Source organism: uncultured Nostoc sp. (genome assembly GCF_964245445.1).
GTDB lineage: Bacteria > Cyanobacteriota > Cyanobacteriia > Cyanobacteriales > Nostocaceae > Nostoc.
In genome coordinates, this window is the sequence record NZ_CAXTNE010000157.1 from 1 (window position 1) to 18,531 (window position 18,531).

At 42.3% G+C, this 18,531-nt stretch carries 17 protein-coding genes and 1 pseudogene; 6 read left to right on the top strand and 12 right to left on the bottom strand.

Annotation, left to right across the window (positions count from 1 at the left end; genetic code table 11):
• The coding region (locus ACFE90_RS23205) for a GNAT family N-acetyltransferase (protein WP_375504703.1) at positions 1–613 on the bottom strand (613 nt) is incomplete at its 3' end.
• A 54-nt stretch (positions 614–667) separates the two neighbouring features.
• Between ACFE90_RS23205 and ACFE90_RS23210 the strand changes: the two genes are divergently transcribed.
• Positions 668–799, top strand: coding sequence for a hypothetical protein (locus tag ACFE90_RS23210; protein ID WP_375504705.1), 132 nt, complete (start codon positions 668–670; stop codon positions 797–799).
• Here ACFE90_RS23210 and ACFE90_RS23215 read toward each other — a convergent pair.
• Positions 785–1,138: pseudogene (locus ACFE90_RS23215) on the bottom strand (XisI protein). The gene ACFE90_RS23210 and the pseudogene ACFE90_RS23215 overlap by 15 nt on opposite strands.
• A gap of 207 nt (positions 1,139–1,345) precedes the next feature.
• Positions 1,346–3,847, bottom strand: a complete 2,502-nt coding sequence (gene ppsA, locus ACFE90_RS23220; protein WP_375504707.1) for a phosphoenolpyruvate synthase — start codon at positions 3,845–3,847, stop codon at positions 1,346–1,348.
• A gap of 180 nt (positions 3,848–4,027) precedes the next feature.
• Between ppsA and ACFE90_RS23225 the strand changes: the two genes are divergently transcribed.
• Positions 4,028–4,435 (top strand): hypothetical protein, encoded by a 408-nt coding sequence (locus ACFE90_RS23225; RefSeq protein WP_375504709.1) that lies wholly within the window; start codon positions 4,028–4,030, stop codon positions 4,433–4,435.
• A gap of 159 nt (positions 4,436–4,594) precedes the next feature.
• Here ACFE90_RS23225 and ACFE90_RS23230 read toward each other — a convergent pair whose 3' ends face one another.
• The 4 genes from ACFE90_RS23230 to ACFE90_RS23245 form a co-directional block, all read right to left on the bottom strand.
• Positions 4,595–4,885, bottom strand: a complete 291-nt coding sequence (locus ACFE90_RS23230) for a hypothetical protein (protein ID WP_375504711.1) — start codon at positions 4,883–4,885, stop codon at positions 4,595–4,597.
• A gap of 14 nt (positions 4,886–4,899) precedes the next feature.
• A complete protein-coding gene (locus ACFE90_RS23235) occupies positions 4,900–5,646 on the bottom strand; it encodes a hypothetical protein (RefSeq protein ID WP_375504713.1) in 747 nt (248 codons plus the stop codon).
• 315 nt (positions 5,647–5,961) lie between these two features.
• On the bottom strand, positions 5,962–6,291 hold the full coding sequence (locus ACFE90_RS23240) for a hypothetical protein (RefSeq protein ID WP_375504715.1): 330 nt from the start codon (positions 6,289–6,291) through the stop codon (positions 5,962–5,964).
• Between the two features lie 158 nt (positions 6,292–6,449).
• Complete coding sequence (locus ACFE90_RS23245; RefSeq protein WP_375504717.1) at positions 6,450–8,378, bottom strand: alpha-amylase family glycosyl hydrolase; 1,929 nt, start codon at positions 8,376–8,378, stop codon at positions 6,450–6,452.
• Positions 8,379–8,858: 480 nt separating this feature from the next.
• Between ACFE90_RS23245 and ACFE90_RS23250 the strand changes: the two genes are divergently transcribed.
• Complete coding sequence (locus ACFE90_RS23250) at positions 8,859–9,908, top strand: hypothetical protein (protein WP_375504719.1); 1,050 nt, start codon at positions 8,859–8,861, stop codon at positions 9,906–9,908.
• On the opposite strand, the gene ACFE90_RS23255 is transcribed toward ACFE90_RS23250, so the two are convergent.
• Complete coding sequence (locus ACFE90_RS23255) at positions 9,901–10,095, bottom strand: hypothetical protein (RefSeq protein ID WP_375504721.1); 195 nt, start codon at positions 10,093–10,095, stop codon at positions 9,901–9,903. The two genes, ACFE90_RS23250 and ACFE90_RS23255, sit on opposite strands and share 8 nt — an antisense overlap.
• Positions 10,096–10,361: 266 nt before the next feature.
• On the opposite strand from ACFE90_RS23255, the gene ACFE90_RS23260 reads away from it, so the two are divergent.
• The gene (locus ACFE90_RS23260) at positions 10,362–12,233 is read left to right on the top strand and encodes a protein kinase (protein ID WP_375504723.1); all 1,872 of its coding nucleotides are present in this window, start codon (positions 10,362–10,364) and stop codon (positions 12,231–12,233) included.
• A gap of 291 nt (positions 12,234–12,524) precedes the next feature.
• Positions 12,525–12,743 carry a hypothetical protein gene (locus ACFE90_RS23265; protein ID WP_109012126.1) on the top strand — a complete coding sequence of 73 codons (219 nt, stop codon included), beginning with the start codon at positions 12,525–12,527 and terminating at the stop codon, positions 12,741–12,743.
• Between the two features lie 42 nt (positions 12,744–12,785).
• Here ACFE90_RS23265 and ribD read toward each other — a convergent pair whose 3' ends face one another.
• From ribD to ACFE90_RS23280, 3 genes are all read right to left on the bottom strand, one after another.
• Positions 12,786–14,024: a bifunctional diaminohydroxyphosphoribosylaminopyrimidine deaminase/5-amino-6-(5-phosphoribosylamino)uracil reductase RibD gene (gene ribD, locus ACFE90_RS23270; protein ID WP_375504733.1), complete on the bottom strand. Its 1,239-nt coding sequence runs from the start codon at positions 14,022–14,024 to the stop codon at positions 12,786–12,788.
• 371 nt (positions 14,025–14,395) lie between these two features.
• Entirely contained in the window at positions 14,396–14,914 is a 519-nt protein-coding gene (locus ACFE90_RS23275; RefSeq protein ID WP_375504725.1) for a DoxX family protein, read from the bottom strand.
• A gap of 204 nt (positions 14,915–15,118) precedes the next feature.
• On the bottom strand, positions 15,119–15,718 hold the full coding sequence (locus ACFE90_RS23280; RefSeq protein WP_375504727.1) for an MBL fold metallo-hydrolase: 600 nt from the start codon (positions 15,716–15,718) through the stop codon (positions 15,119–15,121).
• 188 nt (positions 15,719–15,906) lie between these two features.
• On the opposite strand from ACFE90_RS23280, the gene ACFE90_RS23285 reads away from it, so the two are divergent.
• Positions 15,907–17,097 carry a pyridoxal phosphate-dependent aminotransferase gene (locus ACFE90_RS23285; RefSeq protein ID WP_375504729.1) on the top strand — a complete coding sequence of 397 codons (1,191 nt, stop codon included), beginning with the start codon at positions 15,907–15,909 and terminating at the stop codon, positions 17,095–17,097.
• A 291-nt stretch (positions 17,098–17,388) separates the two neighbouring features.
• Here the strand turns inward: ACFE90_RS23285 and ACFE90_RS23290 are convergent.
• Positions 17,389–18,531 (bottom strand): sulfate/molybdate ABC transporter ATP-binding protein (locus ACFE90_RS23290; protein WP_375504731.1); only part of this gene is annotated, 1,143 nt, incomplete at its 5' end.

Below are 18,531 nucleotides of genomic sequence, written 5' to 3' on the forward strand. Positions count from 1 at the left end.
TGAATGAGTCTTTGAACTCCACTCCTGTGCCCCCTGCCCTTTGCTCCCCCTGCTCTCCCTGCTCTCCTCTATTCTTTTTAGGTGCATCTAGTTGAAACAGGAGTAGTTCAATACCGTAATACTTGTTTGTCCGCCCTATTGGTTTCATACCCAGTCTTTGAGTTACACGGATTGAGGCATGATTTTCTGGCTTCACTACGGCATAAATCACTGACAAGTCCAAGACACTAAATCCGTAGTTGAGCATAACTCGTCCTGCTTCTGTTGCATACCCTTTACCCCAAGAAGCTCGCCGCAATTCCCAGCCTACCTCATAATCTTGAGTGGGTAAACCATCTTTGGCGGGCAATTGTTTAAGAAGGATAGTTCCCACAATTGTTGTACTTTCCTTTTCAACAATTGCCCAAGATCCAGTACCATTGTTGCGTTGGTGCATTCGCTCGATACCTTCAATCAAGCGCTGACGCTGTGACTCAATACTTGCAGGGCGAGAAGATTTACCAAGAAAGTGCGTAACTTCAGGATCACTGTAAATTGCAAACGCTTGCTCGGCATCGTGTTCGGGTATCCAACTGCGAATAATCAAGCGTTCGGTTTCCAAAAGATTTGTCATCTTGCTTTTGGCTAAAATAAATCACCATTCTGCAAAATACTAAGATACTTATGGTTGAGCAGTCAAAAGTTTTGTAGACAATTACACAAACAAAATATGGCGATCGCTATGCTATGGGCAATTATCCAAAAGTTTAACTACCGTTGGTTATGCGATGCCTGCGGCGGTAAACTACGCAAATTCTGAATCTTTCCGCAGTTCTTCAGATCGAAACCCTAACACAATTTCATCCTTTGGGATACCTGCCTTTACTAATTCTGTTGCTACCCTTTCTTCAGTGCCATCACGTTGAATCCAAATTTTGCCATCAATAATATCAATGTGAATCAGACAGCCGTGAACGCGACGCGTTGCAGTTGGAGAGAGTTCTGGCACTGGTTCTCGACCAAGAATCATCACCAAATATCAATCCTGTTCTTTATCAAAAATAGTTTCATGCTGAATATCACCGTAAGAGTAAGGAATTTTTGTGTGTTCAGTAATAATGCTGCAAATTATCTGTCTGTATTGTTCCAGAGTATCCATCGGACTATAACCTCCCGCTTTGGATTGAAAACGATGAGAGGAATTTTGTAATCTTCCAAATATAAGTTTACCAAGCGGTTCTTCCTCAAAAATGTTAGTAAAAATATCCTCATGAACAGCGATATACAAAACCCTATCTGGATAATTGCGCGACATTACAGCAAGGTAAGTAAAGTACCACCTTTAACACACCAAAACCCTCTACAATTAATACTCAGCACTCTCGACTTTTGCCACTTCCAGCATTGTCTTTAAAACTGAATCTGGATTCAGACTAATTGAGTCAATTCCCTGTTCAACCAAAAACTGGGCAAATTCTGGATAGTCGCTGGGTGCTTGTCCACAAATACCGATTTTGCGATCGCATTTTTTCGCCGCTTCTATGGCCATTTTTACCATTCGTTTCACAGCTGGACTGCGTTCATCAAACAATCTCGCTACCAACGCCGAATCCCTGTCTATCCCTAGTGTAAGTTGAGTTAAATCATTAGAACCAATCGAGAAGCCATCAAATACCTCAGCAAATTCCTCAGCCAGAATAACGTTACTGGGCAACTCGCACATCACATAAACCTGCAAGCCGTTAACACCCTGCTTTAAACCATTTTTTGCCATCTCTGCTAAAACCAAACGCCCTTCATCGGGAGTACGACAAAACGGAATCATCGGGATAACATTCGTCAAACCCATTTCTTCCCGTACCCGTTTAATAGCATGACATTCTAGGGCAAAAGCTTCTCTGTAGCCTTCATCATAGTAACGCGCTGCCCCCCGCCAACCCAGCATTGGGTTTTCTTCATGGGGTTCAAACTGTCGCCCACCTAACAAATTGGCATATTCATTACTCTTGAAATCTGACATTCGCACAATCACTGGTTTTTGATAAAATGCCGCCGCAATTCTACCGATGCCTTGGGCTAATCTATCTACAAAATACTGGGGTTTATCGTCGTAAAGTGCAGTAATTTCAGCAATTTTAGCTTTGGCAAATTCATCTTTTAACAAATCATAGTGGATCAATGCCATTGGATGAATTTGAATTTGGTTAGCGATGATAAATTCTGTCCGTGCTAAACCTACGCCATCGTTGGGAATTGCCGATAAACTCAATGCTTCTTGGGGATTACCCACATTCATTAAAATTTGAGTGCGGGTGCGGGGTAAGTTTTCTAAAAGAACTTCTTCCACTTCAAAAGGTAATAAGCCTGCATAGACTTTTCCTTCTTCTCCTTCAGCACAAGAAATTGTTACCTCTTGACCAGGTTTTAAAATTTCTGTAGCATTGCCGCATCCCACGATCGCAGGTACACCTAATTCTCGCGCAATAATCGCTGCATGGCATGTCCTACCCCCAGAGTTAGTAACAATTGCACTGGCGCGTTTCATAATTGGTTCCCAATCAGGGTCAGTTCTCTCTGTTACCAAAACTTCCCCAACTTGGAACTGTTCGAGTTTCTGAACATCTAAAATTAGGCGTGCTTTCCCTTGACTAATCGCTTCTCCAATCGCCCGTCCGGTAACAAGGGGGAGTGGGGATTGGGAATCAGGAAGTGGGGAGTGGGAAGTTTTTTCCCCATTCCCTATTCCCCATTCTCTATTCCCCAATAACAACCGATAACTTCGCAACACATTTCCCGTCTTCTGCGACTGCACGGTTTCGGGACGTGCTTGCACAATAAAAAGTTGATTAGTAATTCCATCTTTTGCCCACTCGATATCCATTGGAGTGAAAATGCCGTGGACTTGGGAATAATGGTCTTCAATTAAACATGCCCAATTTGCTAGTTGTAAAATCTCTTCATCACTTAGGGCAAATTTGCCTCTTTCTCTGGGCGAAACAGACACATTTTTCGTAAATTTGGAGCCGTCATCATAAATCATTTTTAGTTCTTTACTACCCAATTTTTTATCGATAATTGGGCGAAAACCAGCTTTTAAAGTGGGTTTAAAAACATAATATTCATCAGGATTTACAGATCCCTGGACAACGTTTTCGCCTAAACCGTAGGCGGCTGTAATCAGTGCCGCATCCTTAAATCCGGTTTCTGTATCAATGGAGAACATCACCCCAGAGGTTGCTAAGTCTGAGCGCACCATTTTTTGCACACCCACAGCCAGAGCAATGCTAAAGTGATCAAATCCTTTGGTATGACGATAAGAAATGGCGCGATCGGTAAATATGGAAGCAAAGCATTTATGACAAGCTGCTAAAACTCCTTCAGCACCGACAACGTTGAGGTAAGTTTCCTGCTGTCCAGCAAAACTAGCATCTGGAAGGTCTTCGGCGGTAGCGCTGGAACGGACTGCAACATCTGTCTCTGCGTTGTATTGTTCACAAAGACTCTGGTAAGCTTTAGCGATCGCCTCTCGCAATTCTACAGGAAATGGGGTATGGATTAATAGCGATCGCGCTTTTTTCCCCCGTTCTCGTAAATTTTTGACATCTTCAACATCCAAGTCAGCAAAGAGTTTGCGTAGCTTTGCTTCTAACCCGGCTGATTTGATGAAATAACGATAAGCATAAGCAGTGGTGGCGAATCCAGTGGGAACATTAATACCTTTGGGCGTTAGCTGTTGAATCATTTCGCCCAGTGAAGCATTTTTACCACCAACTACGGGAATATCAGCAATACCAACTTCATCAAACCACAAGATGAGCGATCGCTCTTGGGAAGATTGAGATAATGTGCTTTTAGATACTATAGCCATAATTACCTTTTAAGTTTATACTCAGTTTGTCAGTGCGTAACCGCTAGTATATTTTTCCTATATTCAATTTTATATTTTGTAGCCACTGGCGTAATTTTAGATTGTGTAATTAAATACCATATAGTCCAGAAATAACAATTATTCGGGATAATGGTTTCGTAATATCGGATGCAATGCATAATGGCGCAACTAGAACGACTGTTAAAAATGGCAGAAGATGAGCTAACTGAGTACAGCACTGATGCCCGCAAAATTGAAAAACTACGGCGCAAAATAGGTTTATCAGTATCAGCAGCCGAACAGAGGCAAGTCAAAGAGGCATTACTCGCTAGTAAGCAATCTTCTAATATGATTACTCAAATTGTGGAAGAACAAAGACAAGCAGCAGCTTTACCATTTTGGGGTATTGCTGGATTGGGTTTGTTATTCGGAATTTCTTTAAATCAACCTGTATGTTTGTTAGCAGCTATAGTTGGAACTGTATTAGCTTTTAGAATTCAGAAATGGGGTTGGCAATTGCAGGCAAGTCGTCTGTTGTTACAAACATTGGAAGATATTGAAGCGCATATTGCCCAACCGAATAAGTAACAAAATAGATCCACTATATAGAGAAAATATGTCTATATTTTTGTAGATTAAAATACAAAGCCATTGACTAGTTACTTGATTGACACCTCGTAATTACTTAACAATTCCTTTGGGATCACCATAGCAAAAAAAATTAGATGTTGGATTTGATTCAGATATTTATTTATATAGTTTGCGTGCAATGAATGCTGCATGAGCCTTTCTCAGTAGGTATTTACCATAACTACGTATTGTTTTACCTCCAAAGTCCATGCGCTGGAGTTCACTTTCAACTAGTACTACCCAGCCCTCTCCTTCAGTAAACCCCTTACTTGTGTTTCCCTGTGCGACTTGTCTTGTCGTTGCAATGTCGAATATGAATGCACTCCCAGGAGTTAAGGTATTATATATGCGGTGGAATTGAACAAGAATTTGGCGATCGTTGTCTGAATCAAAAGGTAGCTGAGGCATTCACCAATCGATACTTATTGCCTCTTCACAGCAATTGTATAACTAGGTAAATGTGAGGCATCTGTTTGAGTTTTTACAAGTCGCAAGTCATTATCTATATATAAATGCTCAAACACTTGAGAAGTTACTAAGGATGTTTTTGGAAATCCATTAACATGATTTATCTCTATATTTTCTAATTTTAGAGTTTTAGGTAAAAGCCCTTTTGAGGTGTTCAGTTTGACTTTATTGTTAACTACATGAGTAAACCAGTTGTAGACTGATTCTAAAGTTAGAGGAATTTCTCTATTTGTAAAAGCCTGAAATCTATCAATATTTTGAAGATACCATTTACCATTTTGAACTCCATATTTTTGGATCAACATGAAATCATAAGCTGGTAATCTTGCTCGAAAATTATCGAATAAAGACTGCTCTTTTCCCATTATATAGCGAGCTACACTGGCACAGTAACCATCATGCTGGAAAATTTGGAAGGACTGCTCTTGTATTCTTTGCGGTAAACTTTCATGAAACGATATTGTAGACCAGATTGGTGTCCAAACACCCACTAAAAGCCGTAATTGCTCTGTAACACTAAAAACAGGATTCTGTTGGCTCAACTTTATAAAATAGGGAAGCAATTCAGTTTTATAAAATTTTATTTCGTCATTTAAAGCTTCTGAATTTCTACCTTGAACTCGTGCCAAAATTTCATTTTTAAATTTTAGTTTTTTTGGAGCACTTAATTGATTTTTCAGTAAGAGGTCGAACATTACCATTTACCTTTCCCTCATTTCTTTAGATGACTTGGTTGGTAAGTATTAAAAACTGCTGAGTTTAGCGATTATAAAGGTACCATCTATTCTTTTATTTTGTAGCTTAAGCCTTTTTGCCCCTCTTTTTAACAGTTGTTGGGTGCTTATCTGCTTGATATTACTTATTTTAACTCACAAAGTGGTGTGATCTAGATCACTCTAAACTAAAATATATTGAAAAAGTATTTAGAAATCAGAGTATTGCATATATAGACGTGTAGCGGCTGACCATCTGAAATTTCTACGATTCTCTTCCCAATGCCTAGATATCACGCCATTTTACATACAGTGCCTTCTTTCGCAATCACCAACATGATACTTGAATATTTCGCTGTCCCGCTTTGGAATTTTATGAGGACTATGAACTCGGCAAAACTCGTCGTATTCTTGGAATGTCATCTTGTCCGTTACCCGCATCGCATACACAACGCAATTGCTGATATCCCCAATTGGTGACTTTTTGGAACCAAGTCCTACAACCCAATCTCCAATGCTTGCTACTCGTCGGATATCAGGCTTGCAAATTGCGAGAGTGCAAAGTTCCCAGAATGGGTTAGGAGCGGAGCCATTATCACAAGGTAGGCAGTAGGAGAAGAGTGTCATTCTCATGAGTACAAAATTACTAAAGCATCTAACTACTACACTATGGCGCACACTGCGGTTGAATACCCTTATTTGTGTATTTTTTGTTACTTTAAATTCACAAATAATGAAGAGTGAAGAATCAAAATTTTGATCCTTCACTCTTCATAACTTATTCGATATTTCTACGATTCTCTTCCCGATGCCCAGGTATCACGCCATTTTACAGTGCCTTCTTTGGCAATCACCCAACGGCGATTTACGAGATTTTCGCGCAGGGGCGATCGCCCTTCCCGCCACATGGCATATTTATAAGCAATCAGCTTACCAGTACTCTCATCAAAGGGAATCTCAGCAAACCAGGTATTCGAGTTGATGTACTCTAAAGGATATGCTTTACCGATATCCCAGTTACCCAACTCTGGGCAATCTCCTGTCACCACAATGATTTCACCGGGTTGGGTATCCACGCCATTGAGTTGGACACGGACAATTGTCTGTGCTTTGATCCGTTCGCCAACGTGGCTGAAAACAAGCACTCCGCGTTCTTCTAATACCAGGTCATAAATCTTACCGTCTTTGACTTCATACTTGTTGCGAGTCACCACGCAAGTATGGTCTCCATCGGGCAATTCTGTTTCTACTTCTGCTAGAGTAACTTCTCCTCCCCGGTTTAAAGCTACAAAACACACAGAGTCACGATAGCGACGCACATAACAGTAAATATCTGCTGTTAAGTATTTTTGCCAGTGGCTACCCATTGATATGGCTGGATTCAGTCGCCGTAAACCAGATAACAGCCTGACGCAACGATAAATTTCACTCTCAGTATCCCAATTTTCCATCATCGGGCGGTTATACGGATCGTTACCGCCATCGGTATCATCATGCAGATATTGTTCTGTACCGTAATAGATGCAGGGAATACCGCGAGATGTCATAATTAAGGCGATCGCAACTTTCAACATCGCTGGATCGGGGTTCAGCGATTGGAAGCGGCACATATCATGATTATCGATGAAGGTAACTAGCTCTGTTGCCCCGTTGTAGCGATAATCTTGGTCAAAAATGTATTGAATTGTTTGGAATCCCATTTCTGAACCTTGCGCTAGTGCGGCTCGAATCGCCACGCACAACCCAAAGTCTAGAAGTGTCATGCCTGAGTGATTAACAAATTCCACCGAGCGATCGTCAGTAGGATTACTGTAAATCCATTCACCAAAAATAAATACATCTGGTTTGTGATTGCTCATATCGCCGGTGAATTCTTGCCAAAACCAGATAGGCATGTGCTTGACAGTATCCACCCGTAGTGCATCCACACCCCGGTCTAGCCATTGTTTAATGGCTGATTTGATATACTCACGATATTCAGTATTGTTTTCATTGAAGGTTGCTAGACCAGATAGTTCACAGTTCTGTACTTGCCAATCGTCTTCCCAGTTTTGCACTTCGCCGTAGTGGTGATACCAATTATTAGCATCATCATTGAAGTCAGCAATTTTGACACCATCATCATACAATTCACCTTTACTACCGCTAGTATCAGGTGTGCTATGGTTGCAGACAATATCCAGCACTAGCTTCATATTGCGCTTGTGCAGTTCTATAATTAACCGATCAAAGGTCGTATTTTTTTCTTCTTGCGTAGCGTTTAAAGAAGGATTTTCTCCATCAGCAATGTAGCGAGGATTGAGCCGCTTAAAGTCTTTTGTCCAATAGCCATGTAGCGCTGCATTACCAACAAATAACTCTTCAACCTGCTCGAATAGTGGAGTTAGCCAAAGCGCTGTCACTCCCATGTTTTTGAGATAATCTAATTTATCGATGACACCTTGCAAGTCGCCACCCCAGTACTTACCCCAATCTTGTCTATTTGCATCGTACAGTTCTGAGTTTGCACCTTCGCTGTTATCTGGATCGCCATCATAAAAGCGATCAACCACAAGAAAGTAAATGGTTTCCTGACGAAATTCAATATCTCTAGTATAAAGAAACTCTAAAGCAATTTCAGTATCTGTTACTGGTGTTTCTATAATAGCTTCTACTTTTTCTTGTGCAGAATCAACTTTGTATTGCTCTGGTGAAAACTGAGATGGAGGCGTTTGTACCATAAAAGAACTCAAAATTTAATGTAATTCATACTTGTAGATCAACAGTACAACGTTTCGAGTATTGTATGTCACTACAAACTTTGGTATTGTGACATCCGGCCCACGGTGTAGGTATCTATCGGTAGCTAGTTTATAATTCTATCGATAGATATAATTCATCTGCTAGAGGATCAAAATAAATAAATATACCACTTATTAACACGGTAATTGCTTGATAACATAAATTTACAATATTTAATTAAGTTGACTTGCGGTAAATATTGAGCCTAAATCGTGTTTAAGTGTATATTCGACAACAGATTTCAGAACACCTCATCTCCTTGGAGATTAGCTGTCAACAAGATTTTGTTACACCTGAGCAATACTGACTAAACCACCTATTAGCCAACTTTTTCTCTAGAAGATTCGCTCCATTGCTAAACTGACCATTGTCACTTTCAATCTGTTATTACTATCAAGGAATTAATTTAGGTAGCATTTATGACTAAATATGACAAGGTTTTTAACTCACCAAAGACATCAGAGGAATCGCTAAGTCCAGAGGAAGCGGTGGCGGCGATCGCAACTGTCACTGCGATCGCTGATTCATTGATTGAAGATGTAGATGCAGAAAGTTTAGCGGGTATCCTCTGGGAGTTCGAGGTTTTTGAGGAATACTCAGAAGATGAAATCACAGAAATAGTTGATAGACTCATTGGCATTGCCGAAGAAGAGGGAATTGGGCCCCTGTTTAATACCGCCAAAGTATCTCTCTCAGATGAATTAGTGCTGGATGGTTTTGCTGCTGGAGTGATAGTGCTTTTAGACGATGAACTCGCCATCCCAAAATCGAAACAAGCCTACCTGAAAAAGCTACAAGCAGCCTTGGAACTTGAGGATGAAGAAGCAGAAGAAATCATTAAGGAGGTAATTGCAGCCTTTAAGGAAGCAGAAAATGAAGAATATACAGACGATGAAGATGAGACAGTAGTCATAGAAGATTTTAGCGAACAAACATATCAATCTCCTTTAGGTAATTTTGCTGTGCCGATTCCAGTTGATCCGCAGCAGGGCGGTAGAATTCAAAGTCAGGAAGGAGTCGTTGGCTTTTCTGATGACATCGGTACTTTGTTGAGAATCGATTATTATCCTTTCCCTCTAGAACAGTTAGAGGAACTGGAGTCTGTTGGACAAGAAGAATATTTACAAACAATTTTAGTAGACAAGTATGTACCCCAGGCAATTTTTGCCAATGTCCCAGATGCTTCTGTGGAGTATACCGAATATCTGGCAGACACTCTGCGAGGCGCTTACTACGTATTAATTGATATGCCCAAAGGTTCGACGATTTCTAAGCAAGAAAATAATGGAACTGCGATCAGATTAGACGCTTACCGGGGGCTACTCACCTTTATCAGTGGTGAATTTTTGTATATAGTTAGTAGTCAGCACAGCTTTATTAACGGCGAAACTCCCGATTCCGTTGAAGAAGAAGCTGAAGACATCAAGGAGAGTATTTTAGAGTTTGTTGAGACTATAGAATTTACTTAGTACAGCATTTCATTAATTCGTAGCGAATTAAATTTGGCAATACCAATGCATCAGCTAACAATGCCAATGCATCGGCTAACAATGCCAACGCATCGGCTAACAATACCAATGTATCAGCTAACAATGCCAATGCATCGGCTGACAATGCCAATGCATCCGCTGACAATGCCAATGCATCCCCTTTCATTAAAAACGCTACGATTTTACGCAAAGCTGTACTTAGCGCATAAAGGGTTGGAAAATGTTGGCTGACTCACCCACTTAGAACTAAATCTCAAGGCTACGAGAAATCTATATGTATCAAGATTTTCATAAATTGCTATTGGGAACAGATGGCGTTTTCAATCCAGTATCCATAACTCATGAACTCATGTGATGTACATTTGGAAAGGGCGATGTCTGACGACAAGCCCAGAGGCAAAATGTCTCCGGTGTTTACGCTTGTGATTTTTCATGACTTTAACCCTGCTAAACAATCGCTATCAAGTTATCCAAGTAATCGGCGCTGGTGGGTTTGGCGAAACCTTTCTGGCTGAAGATGTCCACATGCCTTCTCGCCGTCGCTGTGTAATCAAGCAACTAAAACCGATAACCAATAATGATCCGCAAACCTACCAAATTATCCAACAACGGTTTGAACGGGAAGCAGCAACGTTGGAGTTTTTGGGTGAAAGTAGTAACCAAATTCCGAAACTCTACGCCTACTTTTCTGAGAATGGGCAATTTTACCTCGTCCAAGAATGGATTCACGGGCAAACCTTGACAAAAATTGTCGAAGCCAAAGGATTTGAGAGTGAAACTGCTGTTCGCCAAATTCTCTTGAGTCTGCTTTGGGTTTTAGATTATGTCCACAGCAAAGGCATTATTCACCGGGATATTAAGCCTGAGAACATTATTCTCCGTTCTGTTGATGGCAAGCCAGTTTTGATTGATTTTGGTGCAGTCAAAGAAACAATTCGTTCAGTGGTGAGTTCGCCGGGATACCCGACGCGATCGCTCGTCATTGGTACGCCTGGGTATATGCCTAGCGAACAAGCCGTTGGCCGTCCAGTTTACGCTACAGATATCTACAGTTTAGGCTTAACGGCGGTTTATCTGCTGACTGGCAAACACCCGCAAGAACTACAAACTGATCTCAAAACTGGGGAAATACTTTGGCAAGATCACGCTCCTCATATCTCTTCCCAATTGGCGGGGGTACTCAATCAAGCTATTAAGCCTCATGCTGGCGATCGCTACAGCACTGCTAGTAAAATGCTACACGCTTTGCAGTCTGCTAGTAATATACCTCCTGAGTTAGCTGCAAATACTCCCACAGTTAGTTTTTCTCCCACTACATCAAGACAAACTCAGCCATTATATTCTCCGCAAAAAAATTCTGCGTTAACGAAGCTCAACGAAGGTATCGCACCGTCTTCCTCTGGTGGAAACTGGCAAAAACCTGCTGTGATTGTTGGTAGTTTGCTGATAGGCGGCTTGCTTGGTGCAGTAGCAATTTCTAACATCACTCGTCAGCAACAACCAGAAACAACTATTGCTACAAGCCCTACTCCATCGCCAGAATCTTTGCCCACTCCTGCATCTACTGAACCGCCTATTTCGTTCCAAACTTCTCCAGTTCCAGTTGTACCGACTTCACCAGCACGACGGCGAGTAATTTCCAATCCTTTGCCAACCTCTGATCCCCCAGTTGTATCTATACCACAGCCAGAAAAAGAGCCTGTAACTTCAGATACTCCAGCGCCAGTAGCAGTATCCACACCACGGCCAGAATCAGAAAATGAGGCGATGCCTGCTTTGGGCAATGCCAGCCCAGTTCCTACAACAGAAATGCGTTCCACGCCACAGAAGAAGCCGCGCAGTAAATTAGCTGCCACTACCAGCAGGCAAAGCGTTCCCGCATTCCCTACTGGTACACCAAGAACCATTGTAGAAGCTACCCTCGGCAAACCAAGTCAAGATTTAAGAGGCGCATGGGGCAAGACTCGTGCTGTCGTTTACAAATTAGTGCCAGACAAAATTGATCTTGGCTACTTATTTGATCGTAATTCTAAAGTGCTGCGTCAAACTGAGGTATCTTTTGCCGAATCGGTAGACCCGCAGGTAATGGAGACTACCTTGAATGGAATGTTAGGTGGGCAAGCCACTGAAGATATAAAGCAGGGACTCAAACAAGTACAACAGCGTCAATCTGATAATTTTAGTTTTAATAATGGCTCAGTTAAGGGTCAGATTATCCGCCAACAATGTGATTTTATTTACATCAGTATTTGGGATGCAAATTTACATGATTTTGTAAGTCCATCTACAGCCAAAAGGTGTTAATTTTGTTGTAAACATTGTCCTAAAAATTTAGATTTTTGTATTTTACAAGACAGATTTAAGATTCAATATAGTTAGTCATTTGTCATTTGTTAAATGATAAGTCCTAACTAATGCCCAATGCCCCATACCCATCTTCAAAACTAAGTTTTAAATTCTTAATCTTCATAAAGTTATAAATACCATTATTAACTTTTTAATAATACTTGTCTCAGCTTCTACATTCATGTCGTAAAGTGCGATGGTAATTGTGTAATCTAAAGACAGCAAAGCTAATTATTCAATTGAGGTCTGATGACTCCTACAATCATGCGTCAGCTTTGGTCAGTGGTTGAAACTGCCCAAGCCAAGCTCCTCTTACAACTGGATGATGCTAGCTTGGTGCAGTGGTTAGTGAAACAAACCGAAACACAAGTGTTGTTAGATTCTAACGAAACTGATTATCTGTGCCACTACATTCAATCTCGGCTAGCCCTTATACGTGATATTGCTCATGAACGTCAGTGTTCATGATAGCAAAATCACCATAAATTAATTTATAGTCAAGTGTTATTACTATTGACTATTGGCTTTTTGGGGAAAATAACCTTCCACTAAGCAGTCAGAGCCGACTACACGCCAACGAACACGTTCTAAAGACAAGGCCTCAGTCATCGTAGTAAAACCTAAATCGCCCACAGGTGTGGGAGCAATGCTACCACCAATGATTTTTGGGGCAATAAATGCCAAAACTTTTTGTACTGCTCCTTGAGCGATCGCACTAGCAGCTAAAGTTCCACCACATTCCCACAAGACGCTACAAAAACCGCGCTCATACAAGTACGTCATAGCCTTATCTGGTGTAAGTGATGTTAATTCCACCACCTCCACCCCCTGTTTGAGCAACAGTTCTTGGAAGTCGGGATTAGCACCCTTCTCTGTCAACACCAAAGTTGGAGCATCCGCAGTTTGCCACAGATGGGCATTTTCCGGTAAGTTGAGATGGCGACTCATTACCACCCGCAGGGGATTATGTGCTTCCACCTGACGGGTGGTTAAGTAAGGATTATCTTGTCGAACTGTATTACCGCCGACAATTATTGCATCGCAAGCCGCCCGCAACTGATGTACTTCACTACGGGCATCTTGGCTTGTTACCCAGGCACTGTGTCCAGAGGTAGTAGCAATTTTGCCGTCTAAAGTCATAGCATATTTTAAAATTCCTAAAGGCCGTTTGTAGAGAATGCGATGCACAAAAGCTTCATTTAGCTGATGACAAGCTGATTCTTCTACTCCTACCAACACCTCGATCCCCGCCGCACGTAAACGGGCAATACCACCTCCAGCTACCAGTGGATTGGGATCAACCATACCCACCACCACTTTTGCCACCCCTGCTTGAATCAATCCTTCTGAACACGGAGGAGTACGCCCATAGTGATTACAAGGTTCTAGGTTGACATAGATTGTTGCACCACGAGCGCGATTCTCCTGGGGAGAGGCTGCGCCAACGCCTGCTGCTCTCAAGGCAAACACTTCTGCATGAGGCTCACCTGCACGAGGATGAAACCCCTCGCCGACAATCTCGCCATCTTTGACAATCACCGCTCCCACTAGCGGATTTGGCGAAGTCCGTCCTAAAGCGCGGCGAGCAAGTTCTAAACACCGCAGCATCATGCGAGAGTCAAAGTCACTTCCGATCTTTTCCTTTGGTGGTGAATTCAATCTAACTGCTGACTCCACTAGATGTATATTTTCCTGAGTGTAATTTGCTAAGGATGCATCTGCTTGAGCGACCACTGGGGAATTATCCATAATTTTAGGCAACACTGTAAATATTCTGCACGCGATCGCACAGCCTTTTCACAGGAGAATCGCGCTTTGCTCCTGATAATTAAACAGATTAAATCCAGGCGCTATTATTGGCTATCTCAGCTTATGTGATATTTGACTCAACTGTAGCGTTAACTATCCCACTTCTAGCCAGGAGATATCAAGATTCCTGCCTGTGCCGTTCGCTGCACTACCAGCCATTTACAGCGTTGCTACAAGTTTCTGTAAGCAATCGCTTCCATTGCAAAAGACAGGTCAACTATCTCCTGAGTAGCAACTTTTACTTAAGTAAGTGACATTCCAACCCTCCAAATATTTATTTATTTGAAAGTATTATGATTGGGCAAACCATGCTATAGCCGACGTTTTATCCAAAAGTTATTCCTAAATAAGTTGACCCTACCTTGTTGACGATCCGTTCCTGAGTCTGCAAGGTTTTGTTTCTTTTTTCTCCAGTGATCGAGGGAGTAAATATTAAAGCTGCTACCTGCAAGCAAAATAAACAGCACAATCCCGTAAGAAAGCATGGAAGTAGCTGCACCCCAGTTTTGTATCGATGTCACTCCTAACTTCAGAATGATCATCAGGGCAAAGGTAACAATTAAAGCGCTTCTGGTTGCTAACCCAAGTGTGATTAACACGCCCACAATTAACTCTACAGGGGGCACTAGGTAAGAATTGATCCTCACCAGAAATTCTGGGAAATAAGAATTTGCTAGTTGTTTGACAGTATCTTCAGCGAATCCAGAGATGTTAAAAATGCGAGTGAATCCATGATTAAAGTAATTCACACCGATGAGAATTCGCAGCAACAAATAGGCGATCGCAACATCCTTTGATTTGAAACTAATGTGGGTTCTATTTTCATTCATTGCCTGAACTCCAACTATGGTAAGCCGACTGTAATTGATTTAAATTGCAGAAATTGGGAAGGATTGAAATAGCTTGAAGATACCTCCTCTGATGTTATGGGATAATTCGCCTCTAACCCCGCAGTCCAAATGACGGTTGCAGTTGGAATTACCTCATCGTTTTGCAGATGTAAAGATTCAAAAGTCCCGCTAGTCACTTTCAACTTACAGCGTCGCTGCAAGTTCCTTTAAGCGATCGCGTCCATCGCGGAAGACGGGCCAACCATCTCCCACTAGCACTGCTTCTACGCGACTCAGTTTTGCTAACCTGCGAACAGAAGCAACAGCCTCCTCTCGATTCAGCAGCTTGTCATCTGGTAAAATCGTTAAACTACCTGCTTTGCGTGCCCTGACTAAATCCCCTGTAATCAAAGTTGTCTCCTCCAGTAATAGAGCCAATTCACCGGGAGTTTTCGAGCCTTGGAGTTCAATTACCTCCAGTCCTGGCACAAATTCTTCACCGTCAGACAGCCAGCGATTGCAAGGTATAGGGAAAGTATCTTTTTCTGCCACAGGGCCAGCTATCTTAGCGTATGTTTGATCGGCAATTTCTTTACTTGCCCTGACATGCTCGGAATTCGTCAGCACAATCCAAACTACACCACCGAGGGATTTTAGATGATTCCAATCATGGTTTGATAGGGCTACTGGGTCAATCAAGATGTTGCCATCTGGGCGAATCCAGGCAATCCCATTGAAATCAATATTTCTTGCCGGATTGAAATTAGACCAGCTATAGAGATCGGGACGGTGCAAAGATTTCATGATGATTCTGGATCAGTACTTCAGTAATTGACTATTTATATCAATAATTAAGTATATAGATTATAAGGTTGCATTCCCTCTGAATCTGGAATTTGAGTATACTACGATAAATTAATCGATATTATGGATTTTATCTGGTTTACAGGAATTTACAGTTAACGGCAATAGAGATCAACCGAGGTACAGGGATGAGTGAGATTGTGCGCCAAAAAATATCAGCGAAGGCAGAACAGTTTACAGAGTCGGTGATTCGAGAAATGACGCGGGTGGCACTGCAATACGATGCGGTGAATCTGGCGCAAGGGTTCCCTGATTTTTCCTGTCCCTTGGAGTTGAAACAGGCAGCAAATGATGCAATAGAGGCAGATGTCAACCAGTATGCCATTACTTGGGGCGATCGCCCATTTCGTCATGCGATCGCCAACAAAGTCCACTGGTATCTCGGCTTAGATATCAATCCCGAAACCCAAATCACCGTCACTTGCGGTTCTACAGAAGCAATGGCATCTGTGATGTTAGCGACAGTTGATCCCGGTGAGGAAGTAATTGTATTTGAGCCATATTACGAAAATTACGGCCCCGATGCGATTTTAGCTGGTGCTATACCCCGGTACGTGACACTGCATCCCCCCCATTGGACATTTGATGAAGCACAGTTGCGTCAAGCTTTCAATGCCAATACCAAAGCTATTATTATCAACACACCCCACAACCCCACAGGTAAAGTCTTCACCCGTGAAGAACTCACCCTAATTGCTGAACTTTGTCAAAAATGGGATGTGTTAGCGTTCACTGATGAAATCTATGAACATATTCTCTATGACGGTACTCAACATATTGCCCTAGCTACCCTTCCCGGTATGGAAGAACGCACCGTTACTATTAACGGTCTATCTAAAACTTATAGCGTTACCGGATGGCGAGTCGGCTACATTCTGGCAAACCCCGAATTGACAGGAGCCATTCGCAAAGTCCATGATTTTCTCACCGTTGGCGCTCCTGCACCATTGCAACGAGCCGGAGTTGCTGCCATGCAACTGCCACCATCCTATTATGAAGAACTAGGCAAACTTTATCACCAGAAACGAGACAGCATTTTACAGATTCTAGATCAAGTTGGTATTCCTTATTTCGTTCCCAAAGGAGCCTATTACGTTCTTGCAGATATTTCTAAATTTGGCTATAAAACAGATGTTGAATTTACTTACAATCTAATTAAAAATATTGGTGTTGCCGTAGTTCCAGGTTCCAGCTTTTTTAGCCAACCAGAAAAAGGACATTCGTTGATCAGATTTTGCTTCAGCAAAAGACCTGAGACATTACAAGCAGCGAGCGATCGCTTACTCAAATTGCAATCAACTCTACAACCAACATCCTAATATATATTTATTCTCTCTCCTCTCTGCGTCCTTCTCTACGAGACGGTACGCGTTGGCGGAGCCTCTGGCAGAGAAGGCATCTTCTCTACGAGACGCTGCGCGTTCGCGTAGCGTCCCGTAGGAAAGGAAAGGCGGTTCGTTTCAGATGAACATACAGGTTCTACACTTCCCCTGTAGGCGTTGCATAAATGCGGGATGAATAGGCGGTTGAAACCATTGAAAACTCGTTTCAAATTCAGCGAAATCATCCCATGATTCAGCAACACCCCCCTGTATGGTGCATCTCTGCGTTCATTCCATCAAAATCAAGCGCAGAGGATCTAAACGCACATACCAAGGAAAAGGCTGGTCTTTCATCGTCGCCCATTTTTCTTTGAAAACTTCAGCTTGCAGATGATAATCTTGAGAGTTTTTGCTAGCCGAATGTAGTTTGAGAAACAACGTCATCCGGTGAGGCGTTTCACTTGTTCGCACTAACCAGCAGGGAAAGGTATTTTCCTGTGATGAGTCGTTGGTAAAAATGAACTGATGGGCGCGAATGCCGATGTGAGATAATTCGCTTTTGACAGGTTCAATTACTTGAAGAGTACAACCCCAATCAATCGCTTCCACCTGTTGCGATGACTGAGGAATAAGGCGGGAGAAGTTTTTGCATCCGGTAAGTTGAGCGACACTCACAGTAGCTGGATGCTGAAAAATATCATGTTTGCTGCCATAATGAACGGCTCTACCATGCTCCAATACCAATAGATTCGGGCAAATCCGATAAGCTTCTTCCATATTATGGGTGACAAATAGAGTCACACCTTGATAGCCAGCAAGAGTTTCTGTCATTTGCTGCTCTAATTGACTACGTAGATGGGTATCAAGTGCTGAAAACGGCTCATCCAAAAGCAGCGCTTCCGGTTGACTTGCTAATGCTCTTGCCAAAGCTACCCGTTGTTGTTGGCCTCCAGAAAGTTGGTGTGGATAGCGATCGCCTAACCCCTGCAACTGCATTGCTATTAGTTGCTCCTCCACCTGCACCCGAATACTACCAGCCGATAGTCCTTTGGGCAAGCCAAAAGCGATGTTTTGCGCCACACTCATGTGCGGAAACAGAGCGTAATTCTGCACTAAAAAACCAATGCGGCGATCGCGGCTGGGTAAATTAATTCCTTGCTCTGAGTCAAACAGAACTCTGCCATTTAAAACTATGCGCCCGATTGTGGGCGTTTCTATCCCCGCAAGGCAGCGTAAAATCATGCTCTTACCTGCACCAGAACCACCCAATAATCCCAAGGGTTGCTCATCAGTAGTAAAAGCAACTTTTAAATCAAAGCTAGGAAGTACTTTTTCAATGTTGACAAACAATCCACCAGATTCAAAGCTAGAGTCCAACGTATAAAGATTTTCTTCCCCTGCTCCCTGCTCCCTCCCCCCTGCTCCCTGCCC

Coding starts and splice junctions, on each gene's coding strand:
- ACFE90_RS23230 (WP_375504711.1), bottom strand. CDS start 4,885: ATGCCTCAGCTACCTTTTGATTCAGACAACGATCGCCAAATTCTTGTT.
- ACFE90_RS23250 (WP_375504719.1), top strand. CDS start 8,859: ATGACTAAATATGACAAGGTTTTTAACTCACCAAAGACATCAGAGGAA.
- ACFE90_RS23235 (WP_375504713.1), bottom strand. CDS start 5,646: ATGGTAATGTTCGACCTCTTACTGAAAAATCAATTAAGTGCTCCAAAA.
- ribD (WP_375504733.1), bottom strand. CDS start 14,024: ATGGATAATTCCCCAGTGGTCGCTCAAGCAGATGCATCCTTAGCAAAT.
- ACFE90_RS23275 (WP_375504725.1), bottom strand. CDS start 14,914: ATGAATGAAAATAGAACCCACATTAGTTTCAAATCAAAGGATGTTGCG.
- ACFE90_RS23225 (WP_375504709.1), top strand. CDS start 4,028: ATGGCGCAACTAGAACGACTGTTAAAAATGGCAGAAGATGAGCTAACT.
- ACFE90_RS23260 (WP_375504723.1), top strand. CDS start 10,362: ATGACTTTAACCCTGCTAAACAATCGCTATCAAGTTATCCAAGTAATC.
- ppsA (WP_375504707.1), bottom strand. CDS start 3,847: ATGGCTATAGTATCTAAAAGCACATTATCTCAATCTTCCCAAGAGCGA.
- ACFE90_RS23240 (WP_375504715.1), bottom strand. CDS start 6,291: ATGAGAATGACACTCTTCTCCTACTGCCTACCTTGTGATAATGGCTCC.
- ACFE90_RS23245 (WP_375504717.1), bottom strand. CDS start 8,378: ATGGTACAAACGCCTCCATCTCAGTTTTCACCAGAGCAATACAAAGTT.
- ACFE90_RS23255 (WP_375504721.1), bottom strand. CDS start 10,095: ATGAAAGGGGATGCATTGGCATTGTCAGCGGATGCATTGGCATTGTCA.
- ACFE90_RS23285 (WP_375504729.1), top strand. CDS start 15,907: ATGAGTGAGATTGTGCGCCAAAAAATATCAGCGAAGGCAGAACAGTTT.
- ACFE90_RS23280 (WP_375504727.1), bottom strand. CDS start 15,718: ATGAAATCTTTGCACCGTCCCGATCTCTATAGCTGGTCTAATTTCAAT.
- ACFE90_RS23265 (WP_109012126.1), top strand. CDS start 12,525: ATGACTCCTACAATCATGCGTCAGCTTTGGTCAGTGGTTGAAACTGCC.